The sequence below is a fragment of the Kitasatospora sp. NPDC094019 genome (assembly GCF_044764505.1).
In the GTDB taxonomy this organism is placed as follows: domain Bacteria; phylum Actinomycetota; class Actinomycetes; order Streptomycetales; family Streptomycetaceae; genus Kitasatospora.
Genome location: NZ_JBIWIF010000006.1, coordinates 512,610 through 522,565 on the forward strand (window position 1 = coordinate 512,610; position 9,956 = coordinate 522,565).

The following is a 9,956-nucleotide window of genomic DNA, read 5'->3' on the forward strand; positions in this document are numbered from 1 at the left end:
GGTCCGCTGTCACTCTCAAGCTGTGAGTGCTAACGCCAATGATTAGCACTCCGGGTGGGTGAGTGCAAGCCCAATCGGGCAATCCGCGAGCCGCGCCACCCACCCCGCGCGGCCGCCCCCGACCACCCCGGCCCCCGGGGCCGGGCATGGCGGCGGGCCCGTACGACCGAGGTCGTACGGGCCCGCCGTGAGAATCAAGAGGTGCGCCAGCCGATGGGCCGAGCAGAGCTCCCGGGTGTCGGAAAGGTCAGACCGCCGCGCGGACCATGTCCGCCTGCGGACCCTTCTGCCCCTGAGAGATCTCGAACTCGACCCGCTGGCCCTCCTCAAGGGTGCGGTAGCCGTCCATCTGGATCGCGCTGTAGTGGACGAAGACGTCCGCACCACCGTCGACCGCGATGAAGCCGTAACCCTTCTCCGCGTTGAACCACTTGACGGTGCCCTGAGCCATTCCGAACTCCCCTAGTGCTGTGCTGGCCCTTCACGCGCCCGCAGGTCTGCGGGCCCGGGTCTGGTTGGAGGCCGGCCCGGGGAACCCCCCCTGGGCACAGCCGCGCACGCCGCAATCCTCCCGGTGCCGCCGAACGGCATCCGGCGAACGGGTGATTGCGTCGACCGCGGCTGAATGTATCCGGATCGACGCCCTCTGCAACAGAGCCAATGGCGGGGAATTCACCCGCGGCACCACTGGACAGGACGGGCGCAATCGGGATAAAGTCCCGCATTCCCCGCCGGACATAGCGGACCTATTACGTGAAATGTCCGCCAGAATTCTGACACCGGCCTGACATGTATCCCGGTCCCGGACCCGCCCCGACTCCGGTGGGGCGGGGCGTCGGCGGTGGTGGCGGTGCGGTGGATTCGTTCCCGGACAAGGGCGGCGGGCGCGCGCTGTTCCCGGTCCAGCGACACTTTACTCCGCCCGGGACCGAATATATTCCCGCCAAAATAAGCGCGGCCGTCCGCGGCACGGAATTCCGTGCCGCGGACGGCCGTCGACGACGCGTCCGCCCCGGAGCGAACGGACCGCCGGAGGATCACCCGCCGGCGACCGCCGGGATGATCGAAATGCTCGCGCCGTCCTTGATCTCCGTCTCCAGGCCCTCGGCGAACCGCACGTCGTCGTCGTTCACGTAGACATTGACGAAACGGCGCAGCTTGCCGGTGTCGTCGAGGATCCGCGCGGCGATCCCGGCGTGGTTGCGCTCCAGGTCGGCGATGACCTCGCCCAGCGTGGCGCCCTCGGCGGGCACCTCGCTCACGCCACCGGTGTAGGTGCGCAGGATGGTCGGGATGCGGACGTTGGCGCTCATGGGGGTCTCCTAGCTACGACGGGCGCTGGGCGGGGCGGTCGGGGACGACGGGGTCAGTCGGAGGCGAGGCCGGCGCCCCGGAAGGCGTCCAGGGTCGGCCGGATGACGGCGGTCATGCCGGCCTCGGAGACGGCGTCGAGGGTCTTCAGCCCGTCCCCGGTGTTGATGGCGACGGTCTCCTTCGACGGGTCCAGCCGCCCGGTCTCGACCAGCTTCCTGAGCACGCCGACGGTCACGCCGCCCGCGGTCTCCGCGAAGATGCCCTCGGTCCGGGCCAGCAGCCGGATCGCCGCCACGACCTCCTCGTCCGTGACGTCCTCCACCGCGCCACCGGTGCGCCGGGCGATGTCGAGCACGTACGGGCCGTCGGCCGGGTTGCCGATCGCCAGCGACTTGGCGATGGTGTCCGGCTTGACCGGCCGGATCACGTCGTGACCGGCCTTGAAGGCCGCCGAGACCGGCGAGCAGCCCTCGGCCTGGGCGCCGAAGATCCGGTACGGCCGGTCCTCGACCAGGCCCAGCTTGATCAGCTCCTGCAGCCCCTTGTCGATCTTGGTGAGCTGGGAGCCCGAGGCGACCGGGATCACGATCTGCTCCGGCAGCCGCCAGCCGAGCTGCTCGCAGATCTCGTAGGCCAGCGTCTTGGAGCCTTCGCCGTAGTACGGCCGCAGATTGACGTTGACGAAGCCCCAGCCCTCGCCGGCCGGATCGCCGATCAGCTCCGAGCAGAAGCGGTTCACGTCGTCGTAGTTGCCCTCGATGCCGACCAGCTCACCGCCGTAGACCCCGGCCATCACGACCTTGCCCTGCTCCAGGTCGTGCGGGATGAACACGCAGGACCGGAAGCCCGCCCGGGCCGCCGCCGCGCCGACCGCGCCGGCCAGGTTGCCGGTCGAGGAGCAGGACAGCGTGGTGTAGCCGAACACCCGGGCCGCCTCGATGGCGCAGGCCACCACGCGGTCCTTGAAGGAGTGGGTCGGGTTCCCGGAGTCGTCCTTGATGTGCAGCTGGCCGGTGAAGCCGAGCTCGCGGCCCAGGTTGTCCGCCTTCACCAGCGGAGTCCACCCCGGGTTGAGGTTCGGCTTGGTCGCCACGTCGGCCGGGACGGGCAGCAGCGGCGCGTAGCGCCAGATCGACGCCGGACCGGCCTCGATCCGCTTGCGCAGCTCCTCGGCGCCCTCGCTGCCGAACTCGTAGGCGATCTCCAGCGGACCGAAGCACTCGAGACAGGCGAAGCTGGGACCGAGCGGGAACCGGGTGCCGCACTCGCGACAGGACAGCGCGGTGGCGGGGCCGAGGTCGACGGCGACGGGTGCGGCGGTGTCGATAGCCATGATGGTACGGAGACCTCTCTCCTCATCTTCCCCAGGACGCGGTCGCGCCCGGGCCGGAATTGGCACCTGTCCCGCCGGGGCCGTGGGCCGACCGTGCGAGAAGGTTGCCGGGACGTCAACGGGCCGTTCCCTCAGTCCCTCTGGATGAGCTCTGTGAAGTTGTGGTTCTGCGCAGTGGCGACCCCGGCGTGCGAAGGTCCGACCGCTGTACGAAGACTGTATCCGAAGGCCCCGGCCCCGAACGGGACCGTCCGCCACGCGAGATGACCCGTCCCACTCTCTCCCGGCCGAGGGCCGGGGGAGCCCCATCCGTCGAGGAGAGCACCGTGCCCGCCGAACCGACCCCCGCGCCCCTCCCCGAGACCGCGTCCTGGCTGCGGCGGCGCTCGTGGACCGCGGCCGACCGGCCGGTTCACACGCTCGTGGCCGCCAAGCGCGCCCTCGGTCCGGCCGGCACCGTCAGCGTCGTGCTGCCCGCCCTGGACGAGGAGGCCACCGTCGGCGGGATCGTCCGGGTGATCCGGCGGGAACTGATGGAGCGGCTGCCGCTGGTGGACGAGCTGGTGGTGGTCGACTCCGGCTCCGCCGACGCCACCGCCGAGGTCGCCGCCGCGGCCGGTGCCACCGTCGTCCACCGGGACGCCATTCTGCCCCGGCTGCCCGCCGCCCCCGGCAAGGGCGAGGTGCTGTGGCGGTCGCTGCTGGTCACCCGCGGCGAGATCGTCTGCTTCGTGGACGCCGACCTGCGCGAGTTCCACCCCACCCTGGTCTCCGGCATCCTCGGCCCGCTGCTGACCGAGCCGGACATCCAGCTGGTCAAGGCGATGTACGACCGGCCGCTGGAGGCCGACGGCGCGGTGGTACCGGCCGGCGGCGGCCGGGTCACCGAACTGGTCGCCCGGCCGCTGCTCAATCTGCACTGGCCGGAACTCGCCGGTTTCGTCCAGCCGCTCGGCGGCGAGTACGCGGCCCGCCGCTCCCTGCTCGAACGGCTGCCCTTCCCCACCGGCTACGGCGTCGAGCTCGGCCTGCTCGTCGACGCCCTGGAGACGGCCGGACTGGACGCGCTCGCGCAGGTGGACGTCGGCATCCGCCACCACCGGCACCAGGACGCCCAGGCACTCGGCCGGATGGCGGCCACCATCTACCGCACCGCGTTGGAGCGGCTGGACCGCACCCACCGGCTGAAGGCGTCCGCCGACCTGGTTCGCCCCCAGCTCACCCAGTTCACCCGCGACCCGCTGACCCGCGCCTTCACCGCCCACACCCACCCGGTCAGCGCGACCGAGCGGCCGCCGATGCACACCCTTCCCGAGTACGCCACCCGACACCGATGACGCGTCCCGCGGGTTTGCCGCCCCGGAGCCACGGCAACGAACCAACCATGGGCGATCTCACGACCGAACGTTCGAATCCGACCGGCGCCGCCCCCGTGCTGGTGGCGTCCAACCGGGGGCCGGTGTCGTTCGGCACCGCCGAGGACGGCAGCCTCACCCTCCGCAGAGGCGGCGGCGGGCTGGTCTCCGGGCTGTCCGCGATCGACGACCCGGACGCCGTCTGGGTCTGCGCCGCCCTCTCCGACGCCGACCGCAGGGCCGCCCGCGAGGCCCCGGACGGCAGGCTCGACCGGGCCGGCCACGACGTCGGCGGCCAGGCCGTCCGGATGCTCGGCATCGATCCCGAGACCTTCGCCCGCGCGTACAACGGCATCGCCAACTCGACCCTCTGGTTCGTCCACCACCTGCTCTGGAACACCCCGACCGAACCCGTCTTCGACGCCGGCTTCCGCACCGAGTGGGCGGCCTACACCGCGTACAACACGGCCTTCGCCGAGGCCCTCGCCGCCGAGGCCGCCCCCGGGGCCGCCGTCCTGGTGCAGGACTACCACCTCTCACTGGTCCCGGCGCTGCTCCGCGCCGCCCGCCCCGACCTGCGGATCGGCCACTTCTCGCACACCCCCTGGGCGCCGCCCGAGTACCTGCGGCTGCTGCCCGACGACATCGCCGGGACCGTCCTCACCGGCATCCTCGGCGCCGACCGGGCGGGCTTCCTGACCCGCCGCTGGGCCCTCGCCTTCGCCGACTGCTGCGAGCGGTACCTCGGCGCGGACGTCGACCGCGAGGCGCTCACCGTGACGTTCGGGGGCCGCACCACCGCCCTCGGCGTCCACGGCCTCGGCGCCGACGCCGACTTCCTGCGCGAGCGGGCCCACCGGCCGGACGTCGACGAGCGGCTCGCCACCCTGCGCGCGACCGTCGGCGACCGCCGCACGATCGTCCGGGTCGACCGCACCGAGCTGAGCAAGAACATCGTCCGCGGCTTCCTGGCCTACCGGCACCTGCTGCGCACCCGCCCCGAGTGGCGGGACCGGGTCGTCCACATCGCCTTCGCCTACCCGTCCCGCACCGACCTCGCCGAGTACCGGGCCTACACCGACCGGGTGCGGGCGCTCGCCGCGGAGATCGAGGAGGAGTTCGGCACCCCGGACTGGCGGCCGCTGGTGCTCCACGTCGACGACGACTTCCCGCGCTCGCTGGCCGCCTACCGGCTGGCCGACGTGGCCCTGGTCAACCCGATCCGGGACGGCATGAACCTCGTCGCCAAGGAGGTCCCGGTGGTCTCCGACCAGGGGTGCGCGCTCGTGCTCTCCCGGGAGGCCGGCGCGCACGCCGAACTCGGCCAGGACGCGCTGAGCGTCAACCCGTACGACGTCGTGGCCACCGCCGAGGCGCTGCACGCCGGGCTCACCATGCCGGCCGACGAGCGGACCGACCGCACCAAGCGGCTGGCCGCCGCGGCGACGGCGCTGCCGCCGCAGCAGTGGTTCCTGGACCAGCTCAACGCCCTGCGGCCGGGCGGCTGAGCTCCTCCCCCAGCGCGACCAGCAGCTCCACCACGCCGGCCGGGCCCGGGACCACCAGGTCCGCCCGGTCGGCGAGCTCGCGCACCGGCGCGTCCCCCACCGCGCCGCTGCACACCAGCAGACCGGCCAGACCCTCCGGGCGCAGCTTCTCCACCGCCGCGAAGGCCGGAACGTCCCCCAGGTCGTCCCCCGCGTAGAGCACCGAACGGGCCCCGCGCTCGCGCAGCAGCCCGGTCAGCGCCGCCCCCTTGTCCACCCCCGGCGGCCGCAGCTCCAGCACCAGCCGGCCCGGCTCCACCACCAGCCCGTGCTCGGCCGCCAGCCGCTCCATCGGCGCCCGCAGCAGCGCGAACGCCGCCTCCGGTCCGGCCGTCCGGCGGGTGTGCACGGCCACCGAGCGGCCCTTGTCCTCCACCCAGGTGCCCTCGGGCGCGCCGAGCGCCGCCAGCCGCTCGGGCAGCTCCGCCCGCACCGCGGCCACGCCCGGGTGCGGCGGCGGCGCCGTCAGCCGGCCGTCCTCCCAGCGCTCCGCGCCGTAGTGGCCGAGCACCACCACCCCGTCGATCCCGGCCAGCCCGCCGTACTCCACCGCCAGGGCGGCCGGGCGGCCGGTCACCACCGCGACCGCGCCGACCCGCGGTGCCAGCGCGCGCAGCGCGGGTGCCGCACCCGGGTCCGCCCGGGCCGTGTCCGGGTCGGGGACGATCGGGGCGAGCGTCCCGTCGAAGTCGAGGGCGATCACGGCGTCGCGGGGCGCGGCGAGCAGCGCCGCCAGCCCCATGCGTCCGGTGTCCGTCAGTGTTCGCGCGATGTCGGAAAGGCCCATGTCCGGGACCGTACCCAGCCCGGGCGGGGGTCACCCGTCAGGGCCGCGCCGCCGCCTCAGCGGGCCGCCCGGCGGGCCTCGCGGACCCGGCGCAGCCGGTTGACCAGCACCGGGGCGTGCGCCAGTGCCTCCGGCCGGTCCAGCAGTCCGTTCAGCAGCTGGTAGTACCGAGCGCTGGAGAGCCCCAGCTCCTCCCGGACGGCCCGCTCCTTGGCACCGGCCGTCCGCCAGCTCCGGCCCTCCAGCGCCAGCACCGCCCGGTCCCTGGCGTCCAGCCCGGCCCGCGCCGGGGGCACGTCCGACCCGCCCGACCCGTCCTCCGGTTCCGGCCGTGCCGCTTCCTCGTCCGCGCCCATCCGGGCCCACCTCCGCCCATCACTACGGAGTGTCATTCTGCCCCGCGGACCCGACACACCCTGCGCGCTGCGCCGCCCCGGTCCGCCGACTAGCGTCGCCCCCATGACCAGCATCCCGGCCGCCGCCTTCGCCCTGCACGTCCCGACCGCCGAGCTCGAACCCGACCCGCTGGACCCGGCGCAGATCGTCTCCGGCACCCCCGAGGTGTCCGGCCTGGTGCTCTCCGAGTCCGCCTCCGGCGAGTCGGGCATCTGGCAGATCACCCCGGGCGTGGTCACCGACACCGAGGCGGCGGAGGTCTTCGTGGTGCTGAGCGGCCGGGCCACCGTCGTGGTCGACGGCGGCCCGGTGCTGGAGCTGGGCCCGGGTGTCGCCGGGGTGTTCCAGGAGGGCGACCGCACCACCTGGACCGTCCTGGAGACGCTCCGCAAGGTCTACGCGATCACCTACTGACCCCCGCCGGGCGGGCCCGGGTCACTTGCGGATCCGGGCCGCCTCCTTCATCGCCGCCTGCTGGAGGTCCTCCAGCACCGGCTTGGGCTCGGCGGTGGCCGCCGCCCCGATGCCGGCCTTGATCCGGTTGGAGACCTCGGCCCAGGCCGGGTCCCCGAACGGGTAGAAGCTCGCGTTGCCGAGCCCGGCCGCGAACTGCTTCAGGTCAGCGTGCTTGGGGTCCGCCGTCATCGCGTCGAACGCGTCCTGGGTGACCGGCAGCAGGTTGTAGGTCTCGTCGAACTTGAGCTGGTTCTCCTTGGTGTAGACGAAGGAGAGGAAGCGGCGGATCTCGTTCTTGTGGCCGCCGGCCTTGAACGCCATCATCCAGTCGGCCACCCCGAGGCTGCCGGTCTTCGCCAGGCCGTCCTTCTTCGGGATCGGGGCCGTGCCGAAATCGATCTTGCCGTTGGTGGCCATCCGCAGCAGCGTCGGGTGGCCGTTCAGCATCGCCACCTTGCCAGCCGCGAAGTCGCTGTAGACCGGGGTCCGGTTCATCTTCCCGGGCTCGGGGTACGTCAGGCCGGGGGCGACCAGATTGGTCCGCAGCCAACTGAAGGTGGCCTGGTTCTTGTCGCTGTCGATGGTGTAGTTGCCCACGTCGTCGGAGAGGCTTCCGCCGCCGCTCAGCGTCCAGAGCATCGACTCGGCCGGCGCCTCCTCGGGCCCCAGCGGCAGCCCGTACGGGGTGACGCCCGGGACCTTCGCCTTGATCTTCTCGGCGGCCGCCTTGAGCTCGTTCCAGGTGGCCGGCGGCTGGGTGATGCCCGCCTTCTGGAAGATCGCCTTGTTGTAGAAGAGCACCCGGGAGGTGGAGACGAACGGGATGCCGTACTGCGTGCCGAGCACCTGCCCGGCGTGCGAGAACGACTCCATGATGTTGGCCTGGGTCTCCAGCGAGAGCACGTCCGAGACGTTGTACAGCCGGTCCGCGGCGGCCTGGTCGGCGAAGCCGCCGGTCTGCAGCAGGTCGGGGGACTTGCCGCTGCGGACGAGCTCGTCGACCCGCTTGCCGATGTCGGTCCAGCTCGCGACCTCGACGTCCACCTTGATGCCGGGGTTGGCGGACTCGAAGCGGCGGGCGACGTCGTCCCAGTACAGCTTGGAGCTGGTGTCCGCGCTCTCGCCGTAGTCGGCCGCCACCAGCCGGAGGGTGACCGGACCGTTGTCCTGGCCGCCGCAGCCGGTGAGCACGAGGGCTCCGGCCAGGGCACCGGCCATCGTGACGCCGAACAACCGGGTGGGGGCCTGGGCGCGCCTGTCCAACGCGGGTACCGCCTTCGGGGGGATCCTGCTGAGGGGGAACGGACCGGATCGGGGGGAGATCCGGCCGGGGGGAGGCCGCAAGGGTGCCAAACCGGGCACGCGGTGGTCCAGACCTCCGGCCCCCGAAGGCCCGGTAGTTATCGAAGTGCGGGATTTGTTGCACACCGCGCAACAAAATCCACGAATCCGACCTCCCGGACGTCCGGTTCCGCCCTCCGGCCGAACCGGCCGGCCGCCCGCGCAAAGTGCCGCACACCGCACACTTCTGCGACAAAGCTCACCCCTTTGGACCAGACCAATGCGACAACTGGACTAGACCTCTTAGACCGGACCGGGGGAAACTGTCCCCCGTGAAGCACGTCATCGCACTCGATGTTGGCGGCACCGGCATGAAAGCCGCGTTGCTCGCCCAGGACGGCTCCGTGCTGTTCGAAGCACGACGCCCGACCGGGCGGGAACACGGCACGGACGCCGTGGTCGCCGCCATCCTCGACTTCGCCGCCGATCTGGCGGACGAAGGCCGCGCCCGCTTCGGCGTCGCGCCCCTGGCGGCAGGTGTAGCCGTCCCGGGCACGATCGACGAACAGCGGGGGATCGCGGTCTTCTCCGCCAACCTCGGCTGGCGCGATCTGCCCCTGCGCACTCTGCTGGGCGCACGCCTGGCCGGCCCGGACGGCGCGATGCCGGTCGCCCTCGGCCACGACGTGCGCTCCGGCGGTCTCGCCGAGGGCCGGCTCGGGGCCGGCCGGGGGGTCGAGCGCTTCCTCTTCGTCGCCCTCGGCACCGGCATCGCCGGCGCCATCGGCATCGACGGCCGGATCGAGGCCGGCGCCCACGGCTACGGCGGCGAGATCGGCCACGTGGTGGTCCGCCCCGGCGGACCCGCCTGCGGCTGCGGCGCCCGGGGCTGCCTGGAGACCCTCGCCTCCGCCTCCGCCGTCTCCCGCGCCTGGGCCGAGGCCGTGGGCGACCCCGACGCCGACGCGGCATCCTGCGCCGTCGCGGTGGACGCCGGGGACCCGCGCGCGCTCGCGGTCTGGCAGCGCGCGGTGGACGCCCTGGCCGACGGCATCGTGCTCGCCCAGAGCCTGCTCGACCCCTCCCGGGTGATCGTCGGCGGCGGGCTGGCCGAGGCCGGGGACACCCTCTTCACCCCCCTGCGGGCGGCGGTCACCGAGCGGCTGACCTTCCAGATGCCCCCCGAGGTCGTACCCGCCATGCTCAAAGACACCGCCGCGTCGCTGGGCGCCGGCCTGCTCGCCTGGGATCTGCTCTCCATGGAGGTGACCGCGTGACCGCGGACCGACTCGCACTGTCCGGCGCCCGGCTGGTCCTGCCCGGCGGCGTCGTCGAGGGCGACCGTCTCGCCGTCGAGGGCGAGCGGATCGCCGGCCTCGGCGGTACCGCCACGCCCGGCGACCTCGACCTGACCGGGTACACCGTCGTGCCCGGCTTCGTCGACCTGCACGTGCACGGCGGCGGCGGCGCCTCCTACGCCTCCGGCA

General features: G+C 73.1%; 10 protein-coding genes, 1 pseudogene and 1 riboswitch. Of the genes and pseudogenes, 5 read left to right on the forward strand and 6 right to left on the reverse strand.

Translation table 11 applies throughout. The annotated features are described in order from the left end of the window. Positions 1–247: 247 nt before the first annotated feature. The 3 genes from ACIQ9P_RS17170 to thrC form a co-directional block, all read right to left on the reverse strand. Positions 248–451, reverse strand: coding sequence for a cold-shock protein (locus ACIQ9P_RS17170; protein WP_030289665.1), 204 nt, complete (start codon positions 449–451; stop codon positions 248–250). Positions 452–1,037: 586 nt separating this feature from the next. Continuing rightward, positions 1,038–1,313 (reverse strand): ubiquitin-like small modifier protein 1, encoded by a 276-nt coding sequence (locus tag ACIQ9P_RS17175; RefSeq protein ID WP_266311769.1) that lies wholly within the window; start codon positions 1,311–1,313, stop codon positions 1,038–1,040. 53 nt (positions 1,314–1,366) lie between these two features. Further along, complete coding sequence (gene thrC, locus ACIQ9P_RS17180; RefSeq protein WP_402355786.1) at positions 1,367–2,647, reverse strand: threonine synthase; 1,281 nt, start codon at positions 2,645–2,647, stop codon at positions 1,367–1,369. 19 nt (positions 2,648–2,666) lie between these two features. Continuing rightward, positions 2,667–2,798, reverse strand: a riboswitch (SAM riboswitch). Positions 2,799–2,973: 175 nt separating this feature from the next. Here thrC and ACIQ9P_RS17185 point away from each other — a divergent pair. Then, a complete protein-coding gene (locus ACIQ9P_RS17185) occupies positions 2,974–3,984 on the forward strand; it encodes a glucosyl-3-phosphoglycerate synthase (protein WP_402355789.1) in 1,011 nt (336 codons plus the stop codon). A gap of 47 nt (positions 3,985–4,031) precedes the next feature. Next, positions 4,032–5,510: a trehalose-6-phosphate synthase gene (locus ACIQ9P_RS17190; protein WP_402355792.1), complete on the forward strand. Its 1,479-nt coding sequence runs from the start codon at positions 4,032–4,034 to the stop codon at positions 5,508–5,510. On the opposite strand, the gene otsB is transcribed toward ACIQ9P_RS17190, so the two are convergent. Both otsB and ACIQ9P_RS17200 read right to left on the reverse strand, forming a co-directional pair. Continuing rightward, the gene (gene otsB, locus ACIQ9P_RS17195; protein ID WP_402355795.1) at positions 5,485–6,336 is read right to left on the reverse strand and encodes a trehalose-phosphatase; all 852 of its coding nucleotides are present in this window, start codon (positions 6,334–6,336) and stop codon (positions 5,485–5,487) included. The genes ACIQ9P_RS17190 and otsB overlap by 26 nt on opposite strands. Positions 6,337–6,392: 56 nt before the next feature. Then, positions 6,393–6,692 (reverse strand): DUF3263 domain-containing protein, encoded by a 300-nt coding sequence (locus ACIQ9P_RS17200; protein WP_402355798.1) that lies wholly within the window; start codon positions 6,690–6,692, stop codon positions 6,393–6,395. A 103-nt stretch (positions 6,693–6,795) separates the two neighbouring features. Between ACIQ9P_RS17200 and ACIQ9P_RS17205 the strand changes: the two genes are divergently transcribed. Next, on the forward strand, positions 6,796–7,146 hold the full coding sequence (locus ACIQ9P_RS17205; protein ID WP_402355801.1) for a cupin domain-containing protein: 351 nt from the start codon (positions 6,796–6,798) through the stop codon (positions 7,144–7,146). Positions 7,147–7,167: 21 nt separating this feature from the next. Here ACIQ9P_RS17205 and ACIQ9P_RS17210 read toward each other — a convergent pair whose 3' ends face one another. Next, a complete protein-coding gene (locus ACIQ9P_RS17210) occupies positions 7,168–8,451 on the reverse strand; it encodes an extracellular solute-binding protein (protein ID WP_402355803.1) in 1,284 nt (427 codons plus the stop codon). Between the two features lie 350 nt (positions 8,452–8,801). Here ACIQ9P_RS17210 and ACIQ9P_RS17215 point away from each other — a divergent pair, with 350 nt between their 5' ends. Both ACIQ9P_RS17215 and ACIQ9P_RS17220 read left to right on the forward strand, forming a co-directional pair. Continuing rightward, a complete protein-coding gene (locus tag ACIQ9P_RS17215; RefSeq protein ID WP_402355806.1) occupies positions 8,802–9,746 on the forward strand; it encodes an ROK family protein in 945 nt (314 codons plus the stop codon). Further along, positions 9,743–9,956: pseudogene (locus ACIQ9P_RS17220) on the forward strand (N-acetylglucosamine-6-phosphate deacetylase); the annotation flags it as partial. The gene ACIQ9P_RS17215 and the pseudogene ACIQ9P_RS17220, both read left to right, overlap by 4 nt.